We start from the raw sequence: 25,017 nt of genomic DNA on the forward strand, positions 1-25,017 counted from the left end.
ATAGAATAAAAGGGAGTTATTATTTTGTTAACTATTTCATGCCAAACAAGCTAAAAAAGAAATCTAACATACTCGCACAAAAGGTGCATGATATTTATGATCATGATTTCAGGAAGGTAATCTGCATCACAACAGGTTTAACAGCCCTATTGTGTAAGATTTCACTGCAATTTTGCTGCGAGTTCATTGACAATAATAGATCCAATATCTTTCTTATACGGAATGTTGCTCGACTAGTAAAGTTTCCGACATCTATTCTATATATTGCCCATTCTGCATTTACTCTACAGGATCTAATTAAGGATTACAGAAACCCTGAGAGTAAAAAAGAGCTGGCAAAAGTTGTGGGTAAATCGGCTAATCTTGCAAGCAGCATCATAGAAGCATTGATGATGTTGAAAGTCATCCATTTTTTTACTAGGGGTAATGGAGACGTAATAAGTCACATTCACTTAACATCAACGATCCTATTTCTGTTTATTTCAGAACCTATAAGCTACTATTATTCATGGAGAAAATACCTAGATAATAAGGATCCTGAAAAGTCTGCTAAGTGTAAGAAGGACCTTATTATCAGCACATTAACTTTGTCATTAGGTTTGTTAAACTTCATATTAAAAAGAATGGAGACTGCAACCATACCAATAAACTTAGGTAATGGTATAATCTATAATTTCAACTTAAGCGTAACAGTTAGCATAATATATAGTGCAGTATTTCTGGCAGTTCAGCTTGACAAATTGTTTCAACAACCTGTCAATGATGATCCTTCCACTGAACTTGATAATGCTGGCCATAACCATATTCAGCCCGGTAATGATGATAATGATCTGCCCGATGGCAACGCTGTGGGAATGTAAGGGTTAGAGGTGAAAAGATTTTATTTCTACTGCCAACGCTAGTACTGCTAATTTGCCAACAATATTCCAAAGTGACAGAATTTTACCTTCCACAACCTGGCTAACATCATGAAACTCACAGTCAGTGGCATTCAAGCTAGAATATACATCTTTCCTGCTATTACATCGGTATAAGTAACATGTTGGAGTATCTCCTATATAGTATATCAGCGGTTCTGCAGAACTGCTTTTAAATATGTCAATGGTTGGTACACCTTCTTGTATAATAACGCTATTGATTGCTATTCCTTCTTTTATCTTTTTCATTTTATGACGCTTTTTTTTATTGAGATTTAATATTTCCTCTCCACTTGTTGCTGTTATAATGCCCATCCCATATGTGCCATTGCTTGCTTTGATAAAAACGTAAGGTTGTGTTTTTATTTCATATTCCTCATACTTTTTTTGCATTAGAGATAATATTTGGTCAACTTTAGTCGCTACTGCTCCTAGTGATGAATCATCATTAAAGTCAACTCCATTACAGCTTTCTGTAAGCACAGAAATAAGCCATGGGTCCATTTTAAATTCGCTACAAAATTCGGACGCTAATTCTTGATAGATTTCAAAATACTTAAATTTCTGTCTGCTATGCCAACCGTATAGTGGGCTTGGTACTATATCTTGCTTTACGTCTTTTAGCGTGTCTGGAATGTGGCTCGTCATATCACGATTCAGTATAATAACATCAGGCACAAATCCTGAAGTTGTCTTTAGCAGAGAGTTTTCTTTCACGATAGTTTCATATGGTTCTATTAAATTATATGCTTCGTTGTGAAAGAGGCCAATTCTAGTTTCAAAACCTGCGAGCTGCAGTACTTTCTCTATAACAAATACGTTTTCTATATACATTTTATTTCGTGTGTAATTCTCCGGTATTATAAGAGTCTTTTTATATTGTTTTGTTTCAAAATAACTTTTTATTAGTTTTGCTGCTGTTGCTCTTGATGTCTCACTTAGATTGTTGAACCCTGCAGGAAATAAATTAGCGTCCACTGGGGCAATTTTGTAGCTGGAGTTTCTAAGATCTATAGAGCTATAAAATGGCAATGTAAGGCCGTTAAATTTTGCCTCAAACCAATTATTTATACTTTTTTCCAAATCTGGGTGAATTATGTTTTGCATCTACACTTTAAATGTTATAAGGAAGGTATTATATTATAAGCTATAATTAAACATATTTAGCAAATTTGACTAAAGATTAAAGTAAAGATTAAAGTATAATGAGATTCTTATTTAAAGTAATAGAAAAATGATTCAACACGATAACAATAAAATGTATGGAACTACTATACTGTCAATTAGAAAAGATAAAAGCGTAGTAGTAATAGGTGATGGACAGGTTTCACTGGGCCACACTGTTATAAAATCCGGAGCAAAAAAAGTTAGGCGTCTTTCTGGTGATTCTGTAATTGCCGGTTTTGCTGGAGCAACAGCCGATGCATTTACTCTCTTTGAAAGACTAGAATCTAAACTTGACAAGCACCCAGGGCAATTAATGAGAGCATGTGTTGAACTTGCAAAAGACTGGAGAATGGATAAATATCTAAGAAAATTAGAGGCTATGATGATTGTTGCAGATAAATCTATTTCATTAGTAATTACGGGAACAGGTGATGTTCTTGAACCTGAAGATGGAATCGCAGCTATTGGCTCTGGGGGAAATTTTGCTCTATCTGCAGCAAGAGCTTTAATTGACATTAAAGGAATATCAATAGAAGAGATTGCAAAAAAGGCTATGAAGATAGCTGGCGATATATGTGTTTATACAAATCATAATGTAGTTATTGAAAAGATAGAGGAGTGATATGTCTTCCAAGCAAAAAACTTTGTGCACTAATTTTTCCAATCAGCTTATAACCCTTTCAGAAGGGCGGCCTTGTAGTAGTGACACCTATGATGAAAAAAATGACCTCTATAAAGATACTAAGAGTGGTTTTGATTCAAATGACAGCGATATTCAAGTTAATGACAGTACTCAAGTTTTGTTAGATGACCTGCCACCACAGAAGATAGTTAAAGAATTAGATAGATTCATAATCGGACAGGATGATGCAAAGCGTGCTGTTGCTATTGCGCTCAGAAATCGTTGGCGTCGCAATCAGGTTCCATTTCCATTGCGTGATGAAATCATACCTAAGAATATATTGATGATCGGTCATACAGGGGTTGGTAAAACTGAAATAGCTCGCCGCTTAGCAAAACTTGCCGGTGCACCGTTCATAAAAATTGAGGCAACGAAGTTTACTGAAATAGGATACGTTGGACGTGACGTTGATTCGATAATACGCGATTTAGTTGATGCAGCAATAGTTTTAGTTAAAGAGAAAGCCCGTAAAGCCTTAGCTAACAAGGCTTTAATTTTAGCTGAGAAAACAATAGTAAACTCTATGGTAGGCGAAAATGCAACCGAAGAGAGTAAAAAAATTTTTAGAGAAAGGTTGAGGAATAAAGAGTTTGAGGACGGAGAAGTTTCTATTAACGTCAGAGAGAGCAAGAGTATGTTACCTACTTTCGATATACCAGGCATGCCAGGTGGGCAAGTTGGTGTGATGAATGTAACAGAAATAGTGGGCAAGATGTTTAACGGGAGCAAAAAAACAAAAACTATTACGGTGAAGGTAAAAGAAGCGCGTGAAATATTAATTAATGAAGAAAGTGAAAGGCTAATCGATGAAGATAAGATAATCAAAGAAGCCATTGATCTTGTTAGTAATGACGGTATAGTATTTTTGGATGAAATAGACAAAATTGCAGCGCGTACAGAAGTAAAAGGTGAAGTAAACAGAGAAGGAGTGCAACGCGATCTGTTACCACTACTTGAAGGAACAACTGTTACAACTAAGTATGGCCATGTAAAAACAGACTATATATTATTTATTGCATCTGGTGCTTTTCATCAGTCTAAACCATCTGACCTCTTACCGGAATTACAGGGCAGATTACCGATCAGGGTAGAACTTAAGGCACTTACTCAAGAGGATTTAATAAGAATATTAAAGGAACCAGAATCTAGTTTGTTAAAGCAGTACATAGCTTTAATGAAAACAGAAAATGTGATGCTTGAGTTCACTGATGATGGTATAAAAACCATAGCTGAAATAGCGTTTACAGTTAATAGGCAAGTGGAAAATATAGGCGCAAGAAGGCTTCACACTATCATGGAGAAGCTTTTAGATGAAATAAGTTTCATTGCTTCTGAGAAAAATAGCGAAAAATTCATTATAGACAGCAAGTATGTAAAAGATAAACTTGAGTCAATTTCGAAGCAGCTTGATTTATCTAAGTTTATACTTTAGGAAAAACAAAAAGCCTACTTTAAGTAGTATAGAGAGTGTTCAGAAGGTCAGCCAGTAAGCCTAAAATTTCAGCTATATTCTTTAGGCTGTTTTTCAACAGTAGAATGGTGTGCTGCGACCTCTTGCTTAATATCTAAGCTTAAGTCAATTATTGAGATATTTTCTTCATCATAATCTATGTCTTTTATTAACATATCGTCAGTAATAGTCAAAAGGTCAGGCGGAGAAAGAATAGTTCTTTTATTACCAGCTCTCATTCCCACAACTCCAAGCTCTATAGCAAGTGGTATTTTTTTATCGCCAACCCTAAATTGCACTGTTTGATCTTTGACTATATATTCCCCATTATGCTCCTTTACGCTATATTTAACTGATATCTCATCACCGCACCTTACTTGTTTTCCAGTCTTGTTAATTAAGTCATTAAAAACCATCAGATTATTCACTGAGTCGGGATATTTATCCTTTACTTCGATCAGTTTGACGTAATAAGAATTAAAATTCATTTTGTTATCATTGGCAATAGTAACTACACGCTCTCCGCCTTCTTTCATACCTATCACCCCTAAACCCACTTCTTTTAGGTCATCTTGACCTATTTTCAAAGTAACATCAGAAACTTTGCTAGGGAGTGTTGCTGAGTTATTATTAGAAATTTTATATATTTGCAATAGGACTTCCATGCCACAGAAAGCCTTGCTGCCACTGCCTTCAGTAATTTCATAAAAATTTATCGAATCTTCTTCCTTTTGCTGCGTCATTTCTTCTAAATATTCTGTTAGCCCATGCTTTTCAATATAGCGGTCGAGTGCTGATTCAAGTATTGGCTTCACTAGATAATGTGCTATTGTCTGTATCAAACCACCATGCGTGGCACTTATCTCATAAAGCTTGTCCTTTTTTCCCGGTTTACCTTTGTTTATATAGACAATAGTAAACATAAAAGCAGAGGTTAAAGTGAGAATCATTACTATGGAAATAAGCATTTGTAATATAATTTTTCTAACCATCTTTCTTTACTTGATTCAATAAATCATATAAATAATTAGTATCCCCTGAAAGCGCACTCAAATTATCCAAGCCTTGTTTAAAGAGGGCGTCTATATAGTCCTCTACTTCACTTTTACCAAGTACAGACATTAGATTATTTGTTTTATCTTGTTCGTAATCTTCAATATCATCCTTAGCTTGAAAGATAAGCCCTAGGTTTATCCCGTAGTTATATAACGCTTTACGTTGCTTATCTGTAGCATTCCCTATTATAGCACCTATTTCACATGAAGCTGCAAATAGTTTTGCGGTTTTCATCAAATGAATTTCTTTTATTTTGTTAAAATCTGCACCAATATCTAAAATCTGTCCTCCTACCATTCCCCTAATTCCTATTGCCTGAGAAAGAACTTTCATGATTTCACAGCATTTCTCATTTAACGAAGATAATACCTCAAAAGCCAGAGTAAGTAGTGCATCTCCGGCAAGCACTGCTGTTGCTTCATCAAATTTTTTATGGCAGCTTAGCTGGCTTCTGCGAGTATCACTGTTGTCCATGCACGGTAAATCATCGTGAATTAGAGAGTAAGCATGAACAAATTCAATTGCTGCAGCAACTGATATTACTTTTTTAGCTTCCGCGTTAAACACTCGCGATGAAGCTACGACTAAAAAGGAGCGTATATGTTTTGCAGGAGCAAGGAGTATATAACGCATAGCTGATATAAGCTTATTCTCGCTATTTTCTGGTAAAAGTTTATTTACTTCTACAATAAGCAAATTTTTTGTTGTTTCGTCTAGCATTTTTGAATTGTTAATTGTTTAGCACGTAACGCTAGCCAGCTAGGGCAGTAGAAAACTTTGCTGTAGTTTACCAGTTATAAAAGATATTGCAAACATAAAAATTTTTTATAACATCAAAGAATAGGTTATTTTTTTGGTAAGAAATGTGAATAGCGAACTAGCAAAGAGCACTAGAGAAGACATAGAAGAGAAAGTGAAAAAGATTATACTAGAGCACATTAGTAAGGATGTAGAGAAATTCAACAGCTCTTCAAAGCTTTCGGAGCATGGTGCAGACAGTTTAGATGCAGTTGAAATCATCATGGCAGCAGAAGAAGAGTTCGGAATAGAAATTCCAGATGAAGACGCACAAAAAATGGAAACTATGGAGCAAATAGTTGAGTACATTAATAGTAAAAAAGGCTAATAGTTAGTGTTAAATGAGCAGAAGAGTAGTAGTCACTGGTGTTGGTTTAATCACTCCACTAGCGGCAGATGTTGACAACACTTGGTCAAGGCTGATAAAAGGCGAGTCTGGCATAAAAGCAATCAATACAGATAGATTTGACTCTTCTGATCTTGCTTGCAAGGTTGCAGGGCAGGTGCCTGTGCAATCCGATAACATTGAGAATTACTTTAATCCTGTAGGTTATATTTTTGAAAAAGATCTAAAAAGAACGGATCGTTTTATTCATTACGGCATTGCAGCAGCGATTCAAGCTGTGGAAGATTCATCTTTAGAAGATTCAAAAGTAGATAGAGAACGTGTTGGCGTAACTATTGGCTCTGGTATAGGTGGTCTTCCGTCAATTCAGGAAAATGTTATTACCATGCAGGAAAAAGGGCCCAGACGTGTCAGTCCATTTTTTGTCCCTGCAAGTCTAATAAATTTGATATCTGGCCATATTTCTATTAAATACGAATTTACAGGTCCAAACGATTCAGCAGTAACCGCATGTGCAACAGGTGCGCATGCAATCATAAATTCAGCAAGAACTATAAAACTTGGTGAAGCGGATATTATGATTGCAGGTGGAGCAGAAAGTGCACTGTGTAGAGTTGGAATTGCAGGTTTTGCGTCTATGAAGGCATTATCAACTAAATTCAATGATAAACCGGAAGAAGCTTCAAGGCCATGGGATGCAGAACGCGATGGTTTTGTTATGGGTGAAGGAGCAGGTATATTGGTGCTGGAGGAATACGAACATGCAAAAAAAAGGGGGGCAAAAATACATGCAGAACTGGTTGGGTACGGACTCACAGGAGATGCACACCACATTACAGCACCACATCCAGAAGGAAGAGGCGCATTTAAGGCAATGCAGCTTGCCTTAAAAAGTGCGCAAATTAATCCAAATCAAGTAGGATATATCAATGCACATGGAACTTCAACGCCACTTGGAGATAAAATTGAAGTAATAGCAATGAAACAGTTATTTGGTGACTACGTTTATAAAATACCTGTTTCTTCAACTAAATCTTCTATAGGACATTTACTTGGTGCTGCAGGGAGCGTTGAAGCAATATTCAGTATTCTTGCGTTAAATAATGGAATTATTCCGCCAACCTTAAATTTACATAAACCTTCAGAAGGATGTGATTTAAATTTTGTACCGTTTAAAGCTCAGGAGCATAAAATTCAATATGCACTTTCTAATTCGTTTGGTTTTGGTGGCACTAATGCATCGCTCATCTTTGGACAAGTGTAATCAATTTTGCTGCTAAATAGCTAAAATGTACGAACATTATGATCTGTGATAGCTATATTATCTGTAATTTGCCTTTTACTGTCGATTTACTATACTTATTTGGTAAGATCTAGCTTAATTAAATGCACAAAATATTAGTAAGTAGTAACCATAAACCTCTGGTCGGAAAAATCAAGATTAATGGCTCAAAAAATGCTGTTTTACCAATAATGGCAGCAAGTCTATTGAGTAGCTTCTCGGTAATTTTGCATAATGTACCTGATTTAATTGATGTGCATCTAATGTCTAAGCTGCTTGAGAGTCTTGGAGCGAAAGTGAATTTTACACGCAATAAAGATTATAAAGCAAATCATACTTTGGAAATTGATTGCAGTAATATCAACAATCACGTAATGTCACACGAAACTGCAAGTAAGCTGCGAGCATCTCTTTTAATGCTAGGTCCAATTCTCAGTAGATTTGGTAAAATCACAACAGTCTTTCCTGGTGGATGCAATATCGGAAAGCGTCCCGTTGATATGCATATCAAAGCATTAGAAGAAATGGGAGCTAAAATTGAAGTTGAAGGCTGTAATATAATTGCAACAGTGAAAGGAAAGCTACAAGGAAAAGAAGTTATACTTGAGAAAATAAGCGTTGGTGCAACAGAAAATGTAATAATGGCAGCAACACTTGCAGAAGGAGTGACAATAATAAACAATGCTGCAACGGAGCCGGAAGTTCTTGATTTAATAGAGTTCCTAAAGAAAATGGGTGCTAATATTGAGATTAGTGATAGAAGGATCACAATAACAGGAGTTGAAGAATTAAATGGATGTGTTCATAAAATAATACCAGATCGCATAGAAGCAGGCACCTATGCACTAGCTGCTATAATAACCGGTGGTAAGTTGGAGTTAGAAGGAATAAGTCTATCTGATATAAGATGTATTGTGAATGAATTGAAGGCTATAGGGGCTAATGTTGAACTATATAATGAGGGGGTTATGATTTCCAGAAAAAATTGCTCTATTAGGTCTGCTAACATTGCAACAGATCCATACCCCAACTTTCCCAGTGATATGCAACCACAACTGATGTCTGCAATGTGCATCGCTGATGGGATATCAGTAATTGAAGAGAACATTTTTGAAAACAGATTTGCACATGCAGATGAATTGAGAAAGTTAGGCGCTAATATCAGCATCGAGAAAAGCAAAGCTACTATAAGTGGAATAAAAAGCTTATCTGGAGCTAATCTGTGTGCCACTGACTTAAGGTCAACAGCAGCTTTGGTACTTGCTTCTTTGGTAGCTGGTGGAGAAACTACAATAAATAATTCGCATCATTTATGGAGAGGATATGAAGCAATGCACGAAAAACTCAATTCATGTGGAGCTGATATTTCCATTTCATCTTGAGGATATTTTATGAATGAAGCAACTAAACGAACTACAGTAAAAGAAATAGATGAAATCTTATATGAAGAACATAAGGTATTAGACCATGGATTTATTCGAGTAGTGGATTATATGGGCTCTGATAGCGCTATAGTTCAAGCTGCTCGTGTTTCTTATGGCAAGGGAACAAAACAGATAAGTCAGGATGAAGCACTTATAAAGTATTTAATGAGACATCATCATACAACTCCATTTGAAATGTGTGAAATTAAGTTTCACGTGAAACTTCCAATTTTTGTTGCAAGGCAATGGATAAGGCATAGAACTGCAAATGTGAATGAATATTCGGCAAGATATTCAATACTTGACAATGAATTTTATATACCAAAACCAGAACAGATTGCAAAACAATCTGATAATAATAAACAAGGTAGCGGTGAAGCTTTTGATCCGGATACCTCAAAGGAAATAATAGATTCTCTAACAAACGACTCTAATTTAGTATATTCTCATTATGAAAAATTTATTGAGCAGGGGCTTGCAAGAGAAATTGCCCGAACTAATCTAACGCTTAATTACTACACGCAATTTTATTGGAAAATAGATCTGCATAACCTCCTTCATTTTTTGAAGCTTAGAGCTGATAAGCATGCCCAATATGAAATCAGAGTTTATGCAGAAGTTATGCTGGATATAATAAAAAAATGGGTCCCATTGGCCTACAATGCCTTTGTTGAATATTGCCTAGAATCAGCTTGTATTTCAAGAACTGGTCTAGAAATAATTCGCAAATTAATTAAAGGGGAAAACGTTACTAGGGAAGAAAGTAATATTGGTAAAAGAGAATGGGACGAGCTGATGTCTATACTTGATAAACAATCTTAAAGATAAAGGCATACGTGTCAATCTCCTCTGTCAGTTAACTCTCGTTCACCAAATTGAATCTTGCTTTTTACATCACATTAACTCATCACTTCTATAGAACATCTCATTAAAATCATCCAAAGTTCCAAAATCTTTATTTTGAACAAATAGATGACCATCTGTTATGTATGCCTTAGGCAGGGTAAATGGTTTATCATAATGCTGCGATGCTGGCCTAACAATTTCATTATATAAAACCATTACTTGCTCGTAGTTATATCCATCACCAGCATGATATTTACCACGTACGGTATCATAAAAATTCTTTATATCATCATATGTCACTTGCAGCTCCACCTCATACTTTCCCACCTCAAGAGGACTTCCTGTCCTTATTTTTAAGGGATGTTGTGCATTTGCAATACTGTTAGAATCTTCTGCTTCACTATCAGAATTTTTATCCATATTTTCTATCACACTTGCCATAACAGTTTCTTGTTCGTCTTCTATTGGTTTTGCTTGTTTTTCAATTTTATTATTGCTACTGTCAGTTTCCACAGTGACTTTTCTTGTTTCCATATCTTTTTGAGCTTTCTCATTACTTTGCTTGCGTATTTCATCTCCATGCAATTTCTCCTGCAGAGCTTTTTCCATGTCAGCATAACCGTCACGATTGCTTTGCAAAGCTGGTTGATCTTCAACATAACTGCTGCTATCATCTGCTTGCATTTGATCTATATAGTTAGATTCTTCTTCCTGTATAGTATTTTTTGTAACTCCCTTAAGGTAATCAAGCATATCTTTTCCAGTCTTTTCCCAACTTGCAGCATCTGCATATTTTCTATCATTATTGATTACATCCTTTAATATTCTTCTATCATCTATCCATTGTTCAGCATGCTCAAATAGCGTCCATCCTTCATTACCACAAATATCAACATCAGCTCCATTCTCTATCAGGTACTTTACTTTGTCCAATTGCCCATGCCTTACTGCATGAATAAGTGGTGTCCAGCCTTCACTATCTCGAACCTCAATATTTGCATTATTCTTTATTAAATATTCTAATATCTCTTGATTTCCTAAATTAACAGCAAAGTGTAAAGGTGCTAAACTGTAACTATCTTTAACATTAACATCTGCACCATGCTTTATTAGATATTTAGCCACTTCCATGTTTTTTATACTCATAGCAAAATGTAATGGAGATTTACCAGAACTAATATCTCGAGTATTAATATCTACATTGTGATCTATTAAGTATTTAGCTATCTCTGTATGTTTGAGTTCAATAGCATAATGTAGTAGTGTTTGAGCAGAGGTGTTTTTGACATTAAGATCTGCACCATGTTGAGCTAAATATTCCACCATATCCAGGTCACCTAGCTTAACAAAATGGAATATCGGATTACGTACATTAATATCTGCACCATTGTCCACAAGATATTTTACTAAAGCTGTGTTCTTTATAGCATAGTCGAGCGGCCTGAGATTGTGAGCATCTGGAATATTAGGATTTGCACCATGTTCTACTAAGTATTCAACTATTTCCATGTTTCCCGATTTTATGGCATAGTGCAAAGGTGTCTTAAAACAAGAGTAATCAGTTCCTTCGTAATAAATATCTTGAGAATTGAGATTTGCACCTTGATCGATAAGATATTTTGCTATTTCTGTATTTCCTGATTTAATAGCATGATGTAGCGGTGTTTGTCCGGCTTTATCTTTCGCGTCAATATTTGCGCTATGTTCTACAAGTTCGATAACTTCATTCAAATCCCCTGATAAAGAAGCAGAGTGCAAACGCGTCGCACCGGTTACCTCATTTGTTTCATTTATGTTTCCTATAGTATCTTCTGCATTATCTTCTTCAACTGCCCTTTTCTTTCTAGATTTGACTTCACTTTTCACTGTAACTTCTTCGTTCATAGGTTGATCACTAAACATAACTTCTGCATCTATCTGGTTACTATCTTTCTCCAACTCATGAGATAATTTTTCAGATAGCTGATCACCACTCAAATATGGTTCCTTTGAATATTTAGCGTAATTATAGGGATCAGTGCTGTCTGCTGAATAAAACCCACTTTCAAAGTCTGAGTAGAAGCTTTGATTGAGCGCGAAAAATAAATTTTCATAATCAAGTAGCATGTCATAATCAGAGCTAACACAATGCAAGAATTCACTATCTTCATAATCTGCTATATAGAATTTTTCGGAATCAAGGGTAATTTCATTTGTCCCCTTACCTTCTGCAGTAAACTGTAAAACTACTTCTGAACGCCCGTTACCTACGTCATTACCTTTTACCACTTTAAACAAGGTAATTTCACCTTTTTCTATGAACTCCTTTAATTTCTCATTCTTTTGATCTAATTCTTCTTCTGCTTGTCTTTTCTCTCTTATCAATTTCTCCTCTTTTTCAGTAGCTCCATTTTGCAACTGTAAAAACATCTCTTGTGTGGTTAAGCTATTTGTGTTGCTTAAAAAATTATCTAACATATTTGATGCAATTGGTGACAATTCACCGTGATCATCAAATACTTTTTCCTTTGCCTTATCATAGTGATTTGGGTTATAGATTGCATAAAGAGGATAAAAGCCATAATCTGCTATTGACGCCCCATCAGATGATAGTTCCATTGAGAATCCATAGTGATTAAGTGGAAGATTGGAAGTTAAATATCTACCGTTATCATCCCTAACGTATAGCTCACTTCTACCATTGTGCTCACTATATTTATTGTAGTAGATATAAAAATTCTCATGGTTAAGATTGAAGTGATCATCTAGGTTATCGAATTGAATTGTACTGCCAAGCTTCTCACGCAAAAGATTTTTGCTTTCATCTGTAAGCCTCATACGTGCAGAAAAGTAGTATCGATCTATAGGTTCGCCTTTTTCTATCTCAAAGTTCAAAGTAATCTTGTCGTTGACCATTGGTAGCCTCCAAACATTATGTAAATCTATTCATTATTTTATTTATCAATCATACGGTGTGTACTATGAAAAATGTGTTAAGTATTAAGATTTTTTTTTCTGTATCTAGATAAGGTAACAGTAATCTGTCATTTCAGCGCGTGAAGCTGGAATCCAGCTTTTTAAGTCATGAGAGCTACGAAAAATTACTTTACAAACTCCGCCAGCCCCCTTATCATGAAACTGAAGCTATTTATTTATCTTCGCAATCTGTGCAGGTTAATGACAAAAAACTTAGGGTATTTGGCGTCTCATGTTTAATTTTTCGCACTACGTGCATCGCATGTCTTTAAAAATTTCTGGGTTTTTACCTATAAAAGCCGAAACGCGCTTACAAAGCGTTTAAGACAGCAAAAAACGTCAAATTGACAAGGGAGAATTTGAATGCTAGCTACTACGGGGTTTCTTTGCCTTTTTTTCCGCTCAGTAAATTTCTTAACGTTTATAATTTAGGTTAGTTGCAAGTTAAAAGCAGCTAAATCGCTCTTAATCAAGCGTTTTAGAATAAAAAAACGCCGATATTTTAGTACATAGTAAATAGCCAACCACCAACGGGGTTTCTTTTGCCTTTTTTCTTCGTTTAGTAAATTTCTTAATGTTTATAGCTAAAGTAACTTAGGTTCATCGACAATCGTCATCCCGCTACGTGTTAGCGGGATCTATGCTAAGAGATACCGCGAATGAATCGCGGTATGACGGTTAATTATTCCGTGACGGTATCTGCTTTTTCCTTGATCCTAAGTTCCTGCATTGGCAATCTATTCTCATCAATACTCGTGCCATCTTCAAGTACTGCAGGTATTATGATCTTCTCAAACTGTCGCTCTGATTTTTTCTCTAAATAACCAAATATGTCGTAAACACTGATCCTTTGACCAATCACTAAAAATGGCGTATCAGCAGTATTACGCCTTGAAGTTATGCATTGTTCAAACTTTTGACAGGCACTGATCAGCGATACCCGACTATAAGCGCAGCTTGCATCATGTAAATCATCAAGGATAATGCAACCACCGTACTTTCGACCTTCATCAAAATCAAGAGAACTATCCCCAGCTCCTGTACCTGTTACATGCCCTGATATTGAAAAGCCATTAACAAAACCTCCTTCTTTAGTTCTAATTACTCGCGTACTTTTGCGACCAACTACTTTTACGTTTGGAAAGACTTGACGGTAAAATGGAGACTCAAGGACAATGTGCAGTTCATTGATTTTTTCACGCATCAAATCTCTTTGGTGCGTAATATACATAAACTTTGCCCTTGGATTATTACCGAGGGCAAACGCCACATGAAATATAAAACCCAGTGTTGTCTTAGCACAGCGTGGTGGTATGTTCCACCATTGACTGTGTGCTTTTTCAAACACCAAGCGATTAATGCTGCTGAACAGCACCCACAAATAGTTTTTGCTGCCATCTTTTCTTTTTAAATTTAATCTGATATTAAACACTCGCAGCATGCCTTGAAACGCAAAGAAACCAAAATCTTTGCGGCATAAAATAATATCCTCCTGAGATAGCATTTTTCATCCTTTAAACTAATTCCAGCATACACTAATTTATTGAAAAATTAAAAAAAATGTTGTAAAATTGTTACAGTAGTAGATTTTGGTAAAACTTATGGCAGACTTAAACGCTAATATAGTTCTCAGTAAAGAAACTTTACTGCACCTTGCCGAGCTAGCTGAGCTCACTAAGCAGCCTGCTCAAGAATTAGCAGAGAAACTACTCAAAGAAGCAATTGAGCTTGAAATCGAGGATTTTTTAGTGTCTAAAATTTCTGATGAGCGTGATGTTGAAGGCGCAGAAACAGTTGATTTTGAAGATATTAAGTGGGACTAGAACGTTATAAAATTAAGTCTCTAAAGAGCGTTACTGAAAGGGATTTACCAAATCTTCCAAAGACAATAAGGCTAAGAGTTCAAAAGGCTATAAAAGAACGACTTACAGTCGATCCAATAAATCTTGGTGAACCACTACATCATAGCTTAAAAGGGCTCAGAAGGTTAAGAGTAGGTGACTATCGCGTGGTCTACAGGGTAGATCAATCAGAACGTACAGTGGTTATCACAGAGATAGGACATAGAGATACTATTTACAAGAGATAAGTACATTCTTTTCTTTATTGAAAAAATAAAATGCTGTAGTTGGCTATATTGCAGCCTTACCCGCAACCTGACCAAAATTATCTAACATTTGATTCATAGCTATCCAACGATCATTTAAAGATTTTCCGTAAGAAGTGTAACCACCACCTAGATTTTGACCAATTTGTGCACCAAGTCCATGTGCTCCGATAAGACTTTGCAGCCCTCCTAAAGATGAACCGATAAAGTCATTCAAGCCACGCGACGCAAGTTCAGAGTTTAAACTTGCAACTTTAGATAGACCATAGCTTGATTGATCAAGCCTACTTGCTCTTAATTGGTTGCCAATCATTTGATTGCTAATAAACTGCTGGTAAGGATTGCCTTGATATTGCGATGCTATTTGATTAATAAATCCTCCTGGACCATCTTTTCCTAAGCCCCCAAGACTATCCATGAATTTATTGTACCGACCATACAATTCTTTTTGTACTCCGATATTATTTTCAAATTGGCGATTAGCTTTAGAACTACCAAAAAGAAAGTCAAATAAATCTCCTAATACCAATTCCCGCTATACAAGTAACGGATAGACAATAATGGAAAAAAGCCATACTGGAGTAAGTAAAATAGCGAGGTTTAAATGGCATTAAGATCAAAATTATTGGATGAAAAAGTGAGCAAAAGAAATGCTGAAGAAAGTAAGAAATAATGCATATGTTGCAAAAAAACTAAATGCTGTAATTGCAGCAAAAAAGCATAGTATAACAGCCGTAGCAAAAATATGTTGCATTTCAAGAAAGGCACTTACTGCATGACCTAAAATTTGGCAGAGAAGAAAAATTATTTGCTCCACCTCAACGCCGTAGAAAAACTATATTGAACCAAAGCCAACTTGAACAAGTTGAAGCATGGATACAAGCATCGAACAGACGAAATCTGTCAAATCAGAAAGAAACACACAAATTTAAGTTTTTAGTAGTTTTCAAGTATAGTTGTACAGGGAGCGCCTCTGCAGTTATGACCGACATTTTCAATGGTGCCTAAGTGCCCGTATGCAAGCATGGTTTTGGAAGGAACGGTCAAATCATTGATGGAGTCATTTAGACTACCTCGGTTAGGAGATTGTACTATCAACCGTTCCAAGCTGAAGCGTTTCCCTATTACAAATTATATGTAGGAGTTACCATGAAAAAAGCAAAAAGTAAATTAGAAATAGTGAATCCTAATGCAGCAGGAATAGACATTGGTTCAGCTGTACACTATGTGTGTGTACCTGAAGGAAGAGATGAACAACGCGTTCAGAAATTTGGCTGCTTTACTGAAGACCTTCATAACTTAGCACAGTGGTTGAAAAAGTGTAAAGTTACAACAGTAGCTATGGAATCAACAGGAGTATACTGGATTCCTTTATTTCAAATACTTGAGTCATACAAATTCGAGGTAAAATGCACGGCATGTAAAGAATGTACCTGGTAGGAAGTCTGACGTTCAAGATTGCCAATGGCTCCAACAACTGCATAGCTACGGACTGCTTCATGGATCGTTTAGGCCAGATAATCAGATGTGTGTATTGCGCAGTTACGTGCGGCAACGCAAAAATCTCACTGAAAGTGCATCTACACATATTCTGCGTATGCAGAAGGCATTAATTCAAATGAATATACAATTACACAAGGTTATTAGTCATATTACTGGGATAACTGGTATGAAAATCATTGAAGCTATAATTGAAGGCGAAAGAGATTCTGAAAAATTAGCAGAATTCAGGGACGTGCGAATGAAAAATGATCAGTCTACTATTGCAAAAGCGTTAGCTGGTGACTATAGAGAGGAACACTTATTCACGCTAAAGCAAGAATTTGAATTATATAATATTTATCAAGAAAAAATAGCAGAATGTGATAGAAATATTGAAGCCTATTATAAAACGTTTGAAACAAAGTCTTGTGAAAGCAAACAGCTAAGTAAGCAAAAGAATAAAAATAGCAAAAGTAAGCCAAGCTTTGCTTTGTATGAGGAACTGCACCGAATAACTGGTATGGATTTCACTAAAATTCCTGGATTTGATGTATTAAGTATACAAACCATAATTTCAGAAGTTGGTATAAACCATAGTAAATGGCCAACAGAAAAGCACTTTTCGTCGTGGTTGGGACTCAGTCCTGCTAATAAAGTTACAGGGGAAAAAGTGTTTAACACAAGAACACGTAAAGTCATTAACCGTGCTGCGAATGCTTTGCGAATAGCTGCTCATTCTGTAGGAAATAGTAAAAGTGCGTTGGGTGCATACTACAGAAGATTGAAAAAACGACTAGGAGCACCAAAAGCAATAACAGCTACTGCAAGAAAAATGGCATGCATATTTTATAGTATGCTCAAATACGGACAGGAATATGTAGAAAAAGGAATGGAATACTATGAAACACGCTATAAAGATAGAACTGTAAAAAATTTGATCAAAAAAGCGAGCGAATTTGGCTACATATTAGTTCAACAAGAAGAGTTAGTTGAGTGAGTTTCTTAGGAGAAGTCTATTGTTGGTTAAAGTTTTATGGCTTTACGGAAAGTTTATAGCTATACAACTTATCTTAAAAGCAATATAGTGTTCACTATGCAATGAATCAAAGATAGTAAGTAAAGTCTATGAAATTTCAAATCACTACACATTTTCAACCCGCTGGAGATCAACCGCAGGCAATCGATAGTTTAATTGCGGGGCTAAATAGCAATAAAAGAGACCAAATTTTACTTGGGGTTACTGGTTCTGGGAAAACTTTCACTATGGCAAATGTTATAGCAAGGACAAACAGACCTGCGCTGATCATGGCACACAATAAAACCTTAGCAGCACAACTTTATGAGGAAATGAAAGGATTATTTCCCAATAATGCTGTTGGATATTTCATTTCTTATTATGATTACTATCAGCCCGAAGCTTATTTGCCGCAAACTGATACTTATATCGAAAAAGACTCTGCAATCAACGACAGAATTGACATGCTGCGTTATTCTGCCGTCTGCTCCCTCTTGGAGCGCAGGGACACGATCGTAGTTGCCAGTGTTTCTTGCATATACGGTCTTGGTTCGCCTGAAAGCTACCGCAGCATGACTATATCTTTAAGTGTTGGAGATAAAATTCATGTTAATGATTTCTTGAGTAACTTAGCTGATCTCCAATACAAGCGCTCTGATACCAGGTTTGAGAGAGGATATTTCAGAGTGCGTGGCGATATTATCGATATATTTCCTGCCTATTATGAAAATAAAGCTTGGCGTTTATCGCTGCTTGGTGATGAAATAGAAGAAATTTCTGAAATTGATGCTATAACGAGTAATATTACCAAAAGCCTAAATACAATCACCATTTTTCCAAACAGCTATCACATTACATCACGTGAGACTCTGTTGCAGACAGTTGAGCTAATCAAAAAAGAGCTGCATGAATGCTTGGATTATTACTACTTGCAAAACAAGATTGTTGAAGCAAAGCGCCTCGAACAACGCACTAATTTTGATATTGAAATGATGAGGACAACAGGAATATGTAAAGGTATTGAAAATTATTCGCGTTATCTCTATGGAATGGAAGCTGGGGATCCACCGCCTACTTTGTTTGAATATTTACCCAAAGACGTAATTTTATTTGTTGATGAGAGTCATGTCACCGTTCCTCAGATTGGTGCAATGTACAGTGGTAATGAGGCGCGTAAAAAGAAATTGATTGACTATGGCTTCAGGCTCCCTTCCGCTTTTGATAATCGTCCATTAAAATTTGAAGAATGGGAGAAAGTTAGGCCGCAGACTATTTACATTTCAGCTACTCCTGGAAAGTATGAGTTGGCAAAGACCAATAATGTATTTATAGAGCAAGTTATCCGTCCAACAGGGCTTACAGACCCAATCTGCATTGTGAAACCAATAGAGAGTCAAATTGATGATGTAATTCATGAGGCACAAGTGACAATAGGAAAGGGATTTTGTGTTTTAATCACTACACTGACAAAAAAAATGGCTGAAAATTTAGCTGAATATATGAGTGAATTAAATATGAGAGTGAGTTATTTGCATTCTGATATTGGTGCGCTGGAGAGAATAGAAATTATATGTAAATTAAGATCTAAAGAAATTGACGTTTTAGTAGGTGTTAACTTGCTTAGGGAAGGTCTTGATATTCCAGAGTGTGGTTTGGTTGCAATTTTAGATGCTGATAAAGAAGGATTTTTGCGATCAGAAACATCGCTCATTCAAACGATCGGTCGTGCTGCACGTAATGCTGAAGGTAGAGTAATTTTGTATGCAGATAAAATCACTGGTTCTTTAGATCGTGCATTAAGAGAGACTGAAAGAAGAAGAAAAAAACAAGAAGAACATAATATATTGCACAATATTGTCCCGAAGACTATAATAAAACCTATATCAAACACCTTACAGGAGAGGGCAATAGCAGAACCAAAAGTAAATACTAATAAGGATGACTTGAGAAAGCAAATGATAGAGCATGCTGAAAATTTAGAGTTTGAAGAAGCAGCAAGAATAAAAAAATTATTGCAAGGTTAAGTAATATATGATGCTATGGGCATAGCATGAAAGTGTAAACAACTAAACTTCCACTATTCTTCTTTTTATTTTAACTCATCTTTTTGAGACTTTTGACAATTTCTTAGAACTGAAGAAGGAAAGGTGTATTTTTTTATTGACTTACCTATGTATTACGGTAATCACTAAAGAATTAGTGAGTAATGGTTATAGAATATGAATGGTGGGGTACCAAGCAAGGGATTAAATGAACAATTACGTGACATTTTAGATAAGTTAGAACAGGATATCAATCTATTAGATAATCCCGGTTATATTCAACATATAATGTTTCTTCTAGGAGCAGGAGCTGATCCAAATACAACAGGAACCCAAGGTGAAAAAACTCTGTCAGATTACTCAAGTGAAAAATTACGTGACATTTTAAATGAGTTAGCAAGCAATAGCGATCTATTAGATAATTCCAATTATACTCGATATATAATGTTTCTTCTACAAGCAGGAGCTGATCCAAATACAACAGGAACCCAAGGTGAAAAAACTCTGTCAGATTACTCAAGTGAAAAATTACGTGACATTTTAAATGAGTTAGCAATCGATAGAAGTCTATTAGATAATTATGCTCAACATATAATATTTCTTCTAGGAGCAGGAGCTAATCGAGATACACAAAACCGATATGGAAAAACTCTGTCACATTACTTAGATAAAAGATTATCTGATATTTTAGGTTGGTTAGCAATCGATAGAGGTATATTAAATGATTATATTCAACGTATAATGTTTCTTCTACAAGCAGGAGCTAATCCAAATGTACAAAACCAAGATGGAAAAACTCTGTTACATTACGTTGCTGAACGTAACGATACTGACGGTATAGGATTTCTTTTAAAAGCAGGAGCTGATCGAAATGTGCAAGATCAAAGTGGAAAGACTCCATTTGAATATGTTACTGAACATAACTGCCTTCAAGCTTTGAAGGATTTAGGTTGTAGTTCTAATGATGAAACAACTTGTACTAAATTAAGTGATCCGGATCCAGACAAGGATCAGGGCTATTATTCAGATGATTCTCGTAAAAATGAAGGGAATGGCTCCGGTGATGATAATAAAACAGTTCCTACTAAAGATAAAGGGAATTTGACAAATAACTCTAGTAATTACCCTAACAAGCACAATGATGATCAGACACTTCGTGATGATCCAGGGTATAGCTCCGGTGACGATAATAAAACAATTTCTACTGAACCGAGTGATTGTGACCGGAAAGACGAGGATTCGAGCTGTAGTTCAAGTGATCATCTTTTTCTAGAAGACTTACTTTCGATGAAGCTAGAAATACCATTAACTACAAGCGAAGAGGGGCTAATTAAAGATTTTTGTGAGAAGATAAGAGGTATAACAGCACAAAATAAACAAGAATCTGAAGAAAGTATTCTAGAAAGTATTGAGAAAATAGTAAATGAGTACTTGAAGAAAGGAATAAGGTTGAATTCAAGTTGTAATAATGGTAATGAAAATGACAATGGTGATAAAGAAACTGTAATAAGTTTAATACTTGAAGAAATAGAAGGTGTTCTTAATAATCGTGTGAAACCACGCGATGAAACCAGAGCGCGTGAAAGGCAGTCTGATGGTATCGCCGACCAAGACGACGGCAACGAAGATAAAGTTTCAGGCATCATAGAAAGCATCACTAACAAGTTATTGTTAAAAGGTGGGAAAGCAAGACAAAAATTTTTCTCCGGTAATACTGAGCTAGCACAAAATTATGGATCTAATTATATAAATGATCTCTCTAAGAAATATAAAGAAACTAAAGACAAGCTAAAGAGTATAGCATATGAAAGTATTGTAGGCAGAGATAGACAAGCTCAAAAGGGGGAGCCAGAAGAGGTAGACATAGATAATGTATGTTTTTATGTGAAATATTCACAAGATAGTATTATTGAACCTGTGAAAATCTTTAACAAAGCTGAAGATTTAAATTTAAAAGTCGGCATACTTCAAGTTGGGGAGAGTATAGTAAGAGTTGAAGGTACAAAAGATGGAAAAAGAAATTACACAGATGTCTTAGAAAGTAGCATTAAAATGTCTTTTACCACTGAGGCAGGAGAGATTAATATTTATCTAAGTCCTAGTGAGAAAGATAGTAATAAAATAGAAGTAGAAATTGATGATGAGAGTGAAGAAAGGCTTAACAAGTTAAAAGCTGAGAAGAAAAGTTTAGGAGAAAACTGTCTTTTGGGAGGAAAAAGTGTTCTGGAAAGCTATAGAAGAGAAAGGTTTTAAGAAAAATGGTAATGTACCTACAGAGTCAATCGAGACTATTAAGGATGTTCCACGTACTGATGTTACGCAAGCTTGTTCGCAGCAAATTAACACAAGAGCTAAAGGCAAATAGCGATCTACCCATTATTGAAATTGTGCCACACAATAATAAGCTCACTCAAAATTGTTCCGATTTGGCAGGGTTATTTTGCCGCACCAAGCGGTATGGCTTTGAGTACGAAATTTTAATGTTCCCAGAAGCCCGTTATGATGATCAGGTGGACAGTACGGTACAATATTTACAATGGATGAGAAAAACTAACACCAGTGCTTTCAGGGTCAGGCCCAACCCTACTTAAGTGGCTAAGATATATCTAACGTAGCTTTATCTTTGCTTTCTGACAGTCTTTGTTGATACTCGTTTATCAGCCTTTCAGGCTCGTTCAATACACTCTGAATACAATATGTTGCACAAGTTATGCTAGAGAGTATAATAAAACTTATATCAAATACTTTACAAGAAAAAGTGGTGGTAGAGGCAAAAGTGAACATTAATAAGAAGGAAAGCGCATGCTAGAGCTTGAAAAAGCAGCAAGAATAAAAAATATTATTGAAAGGTTAAATGGCGTATGATATAATATACATAGTATAAAAATATAAATAATTTTATTGACATCTTTACGTTAACACTTCTTAAATGTTTAGTACTGTAGAATTAAATTATTAAGTTTTATGAAGGGAGTAAAAATGATGGAAAGCTTTTCAGGTAACAATAAAGACAGTAATTTTATTGAGGGGACAAAAATAATGGAAAATTTTTCAGATAATAACGAAAACGGTAGCTCAATCTTCCAAGGAAAAATCAGGGAGCAAGATTTCTCTGCGGAGCAGAAGTTAAATGAACTGAAAGCAGCCATAGAGAAGCTTGACAGACAAGATTTGCTCAGAAGGCTCGAGTGTGAGCGTCAGGCTTCTAGTTGTATCGATGAAATATCATCTCAAGCAGAGCTACATATCGAAGATGGTGACGGGGGCTACTTCGATTGTGAAAAACCACTCAGAGATTTCTGGAGTTTCTTTGAACCTCTCTTCAACCTCTTTGAAGTAGATGTAGATGATCCGAAAATCTACCAAATGCTCAAGGAGAAGAAAGAAAAAAACCTGATTGCTGCGATAATGAAGTTTTTGCGTGAGAAGCTTAAGGAGTTAATCAAGAAGATTTTTGCACGCGATTTAAGTTTCGATCAGAGGTTGGACAAAGAGATAAAAGAATTGCAGGAGAAATTGGGCAGTGGTGAGTTATCAGAAGAGGAGATTGCAAGGGTGCTCGAACGTCTACAATTTTTGCAGGATCTGAAACTCAAGTTACAGCTCGCCGTTACCGGATGGATTATTACAATGTTCGCAGAGATTTTTGGAGTTGAGCTAGCAGCTATAGTAGAGGCATCTACAGAAGAAACAACTAAAGCAGAAGATAAAAAAGCAGAAAAAACATTATTAAAGGAAGAAAATAAAGAAGTTCGTGAAGAAATAAAAGTGGATGAAAGAAAAAAACCTAAAGTGCCAGTTTCCCTTTTTGAAGTTTCACCCGGATTTGTAAGGCCGGTTGTTCTGAGCAAGCCAGAACTTGAAATTGTGTCAGATCCTTTGAAACATCTATTGCGTATTACTGAGCTTGAAAGAAAATCTCATGAAAATTCACAAAAACCAGAAAAAGTGGACAAAGAAAAGGAAAAAGCGGAACCGAAGAAAGAGGTGTGTCCACCGAAAGTTCCAGAGAAGAAGCCTCTGGCAAGTGGGATAAAACTTGATTCTAAGCCAAGCGAGTATGTTAATTTTGAAGAAAGGCGTCCAAATACTAGTGTTAATGGAAGAGGAACCACGCCGCCCACTAATGGACAAGGAAACAAGCTTGATAATGGAAAGGAAAACAAGTCTGCTAGACGGCCCGCTGATGAACAAGGAAACAATAATAAAGAGAAGAAAAGCGGGTCTGCTAGTTGCGCAGAAAGCCGTCTAAATGGTAATGTTAATAGTGTTAACAAGGAAGGAATCAAATCTACTAATAAGCAGGAAACGTATGACCCTTACGCTAAGCTTGCAAAAAAAGTTGCTGAAAGGAACACTCAAAGAAAAGAATCTGCCACTATTAAACACGATTATCCAATTGATACTTGGCAAGCTCCATCAGGAACTACTGATAATGGAAAATCTAGTGCTGCTCAGCGTAGTTCTGCAAGTGATGCTAAAGAAAATCCTAAGTCAAAAGTTACTGATGTATTGAATGAACGTGCAGCAAGAGGAAATGGTAATACACTATCGAGATAGCTAGTGCTAGCTACTTATGTGATAAAGAACACCGGATCCCAGTACTGGATGACACCTATGGGTTATTTGTGATGACAAAGGAGGGTAGCCCGTGACGCTGGAATCCAGGATGTACATTAGGTTTGATAAGTGTATGGTTTTATGTTAGAAGGGAGTGTTTTTGATGGAAAAAAAACTGGATCCCAGTGTCTGGGCACTGGGATGACACCCTCTTGGATGGAACCAGCATCAGCTACTTGGATGACGCCTCACCATGTCATTCCAGTGCGTGACACTGGAATCCAGGAGCCAGTGCTTCCTTTTTGTCATTCCAGCGCGTGACACTGGAATCCAGGGGCATATAGATAGATGTCGACAGTTCGTCATTCCGCTACGTGTTAGCGGAATCTATGCTTGAGATACCGCGAATGAATCGCGGTATGACGTAGGGAACTTAGGGTTGCCAATGACTTGTCATTCCAGTGCGTGACACTGGAATCCAGGGGTATATAGATAGATGTCGACAGCTCGTCATTCCGCTACGTGTTAGAGGAATCTCGAAAACTTAAGTTTTATGAAAAAAGAGTGAATAAAATTTATACTAAAAAATATAAAAAAAGTACTTGCACTACAATTTATTTTTAGTATATTAGCTACATAATATTTTTACTGGAGGGTAATATGCCAAATGATAAAAAAAGCAAATCAGGACCTCAACCTGATGGTTCGTGGATTCCAAGTGAAAGGTTAGAATGGATTGGTCCTGATAAGTATAAAAACTACGAGCGGCAACGTGAAAGCAGTAAGCCTAACACACAACTGGGTAGTAGCAGTGCTACTAGTGCCGGTAGTAGTAAAGATAAAGGCAAAAGCAAGTAGTGTTGTTTCTTAACAATTTTTAATAGAGGT

21 protein-coding genes and 2 pseudogenes are annotated in these 25,017 nt (G+C 36.1%); 17 read left to right on the plus strand and 6 right to left on the minus strand.

All coding sequences use genetic code 11. The features are described from left to right. Positions 1-38 precede the first annotated feature (38 nt). Positions 39-860: a hypothetical protein gene (locus AAGD68_RS06215; protein ID WP_253309226.1), complete on the plus strand. Its 822-nt coding sequence runs from the start codon at positions 39-41 to the stop codon at positions 858-860. 3 nt (positions 861-863) lie between these two features. On the opposite strand, the gene gshA is transcribed toward AAGD68_RS06215, so the two are convergent. Then, positions 864-2,024, minus strand: a complete 1,161-nt coding sequence (gshA, locus tag AAGD68_RS06220) for a glutamate--cysteine ligase (protein ID WP_265045157.1) — start codon at positions 2,022-2,024, stop codon at positions 864-866. Between the two features lie 127 nt (positions 2,025-2,151). Between gshA and hslV the strand changes: the two genes are divergently transcribed. Both hslV and hslU read left to right on the plus strand, forming a co-directional pair. Next, positions 2,152-2,706, plus strand: coding sequence for an ATP-dependent protease subunit HslV (hslV, locus tag AAGD68_RS06225; protein ID WP_096617344.1), 555 nt, complete (start codon positions 2,152-2,154; stop codon positions 2,704-2,706). Position 2,707: 1 nt separating this feature from the next. Then, positions 2,708-4,198, plus strand: coding sequence for an ATP-dependent protease ATPase subunit HslU (hslU, locus tag AAGD68_RS06230; RefSeq protein ID WP_341814199.1), 1,491 nt, complete (start codon positions 2,708-2,710; stop codon positions 4,196-4,198). Between the two features lie 68 nt (positions 4,199-4,266). Here the strand turns inward: hslU and AAGD68_RS06235 are convergent, their stop codons facing one another. Both AAGD68_RS06235 and AAGD68_RS06240 read right to left on the minus strand, forming a co-directional pair. Then, a complete protein-coding gene (locus AAGD68_RS06235) occupies positions 4,267-5,208 on the minus strand; it encodes an FKBP-type peptidyl-prolyl cis-trans isomerase (protein ID WP_264731576.1) in 942 nt (313 codons plus the stop codon). Beyond that, positions 5,201-5,992, minus strand: a complete 792-nt coding sequence (locus tag AAGD68_RS06240; protein WP_253309222.1) for a polyprenyl synthetase family protein — start codon at positions 5,990-5,992, stop codon at positions 5,201-5,203. Before AAGD68_RS06240 ends, AAGD68_RS06235 begins: the two co-directional genes overlap by 8 nt. Positions 5,993-6,137: 145 nt before the next feature. Here AAGD68_RS06240 and acpP point away from each other — a divergent pair, with 145 nt between their 5' ends. The 4 genes from acpP (at position 6,138) to thyX (ending at position 9,944) form a co-directional block, all read left to right on the plus strand. Next, the gene (acpP, locus tag AAGD68_RS06245) at positions 6,138-6,398 is read left to right on the plus strand and encodes an acyl carrier protein (RefSeq protein ID WP_341811841.1); all 261 of its coding nucleotides are present in this window, start codon (positions 6,138-6,140) and stop codon (positions 6,396-6,398) included. A gap of 13 nt (positions 6,399-6,411) precedes the next feature. Continuing rightward, positions 6,412-7,680 (plus strand): beta-ketoacyl-ACP synthase II, encoded by a 1,269-nt coding sequence (fabF, locus tag AAGD68_RS06250; RefSeq protein WP_253309221.1) that lies wholly within the window; start codon positions 6,412-6,414, stop codon positions 7,678-7,680. A gap of 122 nt (positions 7,681-7,802) precedes the next feature. Next, a complete protein-coding gene (murA, locus tag AAGD68_RS06255) occupies positions 7,803-9,080 on the plus strand; it encodes a UDP-N-acetylglucosamine 1-carboxyvinyltransferase (RefSeq protein WP_341814200.1) in 1,278 nt (425 codons plus the stop codon). A gap of 9 nt (positions 9,081-9,089) precedes the next feature. Beyond that, positions 9,090-9,944, plus strand: coding sequence for an FAD-dependent thymidylate synthase (gene thyX / locus AAGD68_RS06260; RefSeq protein WP_265017404.1), 855 nt, complete (start codon positions 9,090-9,092; stop codon positions 9,942-9,944). A gap of 72 nt (positions 9,945-10,016) precedes the next feature. On the opposite strand, the gene AAGD68_RS06265 is transcribed toward thyX, so the two are convergent. Together AAGD68_RS06265 and AAGD68_RS06270 are read right to left on the minus strand one after the other, a co-directional pair. Next, complete coding sequence (locus AAGD68_RS06265) at positions 10,017-12,863, minus strand: ankyrin repeat domain-containing protein (RefSeq protein WP_341814201.1); 2,847 nt, start codon at positions 12,861-12,863, stop codon at positions 10,017-10,019. 742 nt (positions 12,864-13,605) lie between these two features. Continuing rightward, entirely contained in the window at positions 13,606-14,427 is an 822-nt protein-coding gene (locus tag AAGD68_RS06270) for a hypothetical protein (RefSeq protein WP_253309217.1), read from the minus strand. Between the two features lie 97 nt (positions 14,428-14,524). Between AAGD68_RS06270 and AAGD68_RS06275 the strand changes: the two genes are divergently transcribed. Continuing rightward, the gene (locus AAGD68_RS06275; RefSeq protein WP_253309216.1) at positions 14,525-14,746 is read left to right on the plus strand and encodes a hypothetical protein; all 222 of its coding nucleotides are present in this window, start codon (positions 14,525-14,527) and stop codon (positions 14,744-14,746) included. Further along, a complete protein-coding gene (locus AAGD68_RS06280) occupies positions 14,737-15,012 on the plus strand; it encodes a type II toxin-antitoxin system RelE family toxin (protein WP_264687741.1) in 276 nt (91 codons plus the stop codon). Before AAGD68_RS06275 ends, AAGD68_RS06280 begins: the two co-directional genes overlap by 10 nt. 43 nt (positions 15,013-15,055) lie before the next feature. Here AAGD68_RS06280 and AAGD68_RS06285 read toward each other — a convergent pair whose 3' ends face one another. Further along, on the minus strand, positions 15,056-15,559 hold the full coding sequence (locus AAGD68_RS06285) for a hypothetical protein (RefSeq protein WP_253309214.1): 504 nt from the start codon (positions 15,557-15,559) through the stop codon (positions 15,056-15,058). A gap of 75 nt (positions 15,560-15,634) precedes the next feature. Between AAGD68_RS06285 and AAGD68_RS06290 the strand changes: the two are divergent. The 8 genes and pseudogenes from AAGD68_RS06290 to AAGD68_RS06325 all read left to right on the plus strand — a co-directional run. After that, positions 15,635-15,912: pseudogene (locus AAGD68_RS06290) on the plus strand (IS630 family transposase); the annotation flags it as partial. 267 nt (positions 15,913-16,179) lie between these two features. Then, positions 16,180-17,509, plus strand: a pseudogene (locus AAGD68_RS06295) (IS110 family transposase). A 128-nt stretch (positions 17,510-17,637) separates the two neighbouring features. Next, positions 17,638-19,551, plus strand: a complete 1,914-nt coding sequence (gene uvrB / locus AAGD68_RS06300) for an excinuclease ABC subunit UvrB (RefSeq protein WP_253309707.1) — start codon at positions 17,638-17,640, stop codon at positions 19,549-19,551. Positions 19,552-19,746: 195 nt separating this feature from the next. Beyond that, entirely contained in the window at positions 19,747-21,822 is a 2,076-nt protein-coding gene (locus AAGD68_RS06305) for an ankyrin repeat domain-containing protein (protein WP_341814202.1), read from the plus strand. A 59-nt stretch (positions 21,823-21,881) separates the two neighbouring features. Continuing rightward, entirely contained in the window at positions 21,882-22,160 is a 279-nt protein-coding gene (locus AAGD68_RS06310) for a hypothetical protein (RefSeq protein ID WP_265045165.1), read from the plus strand. Positions 22,161-22,548: 388 nt separating this feature from the next. After that, positions 22,549-24,129, plus strand: coding sequence for a hypothetical protein (locus tag AAGD68_RS06315; RefSeq protein WP_265045166.1), 1,581 nt, complete (start codon positions 22,549-22,551; stop codon positions 24,127-24,129). A gap of 129 nt (positions 24,130-24,258) precedes the next feature. Next, positions 24,259-24,450, plus strand: a complete 192-nt coding sequence (locus tag AAGD68_RS06320) for a hypothetical protein (protein ID WP_341814203.1) — start codon at positions 24,259-24,261, stop codon at positions 24,448-24,450. Between the two features lie 339 nt (positions 24,451-24,789). Beyond that, the gene (locus AAGD68_RS06325; protein WP_253309710.1) at positions 24,790-24,987 is read left to right on the plus strand and encodes a hypothetical protein; all 198 of its coding nucleotides are present in this window, start codon (positions 24,790-24,792) and stop codon (positions 24,985-24,987) included. The last annotated feature ends 30 nt before the right edge of the window (positions 24,988-25,017 follow it).

This window comes from Wolbachia endosymbiont (group A) of Machimus atricapillus (genome assembly GCF_964027095.1).
GTDB lineage: Bacteria > Pseudomonadota > Alphaproteobacteria > Rickettsiales > Anaplasmataceae > Wolbachia.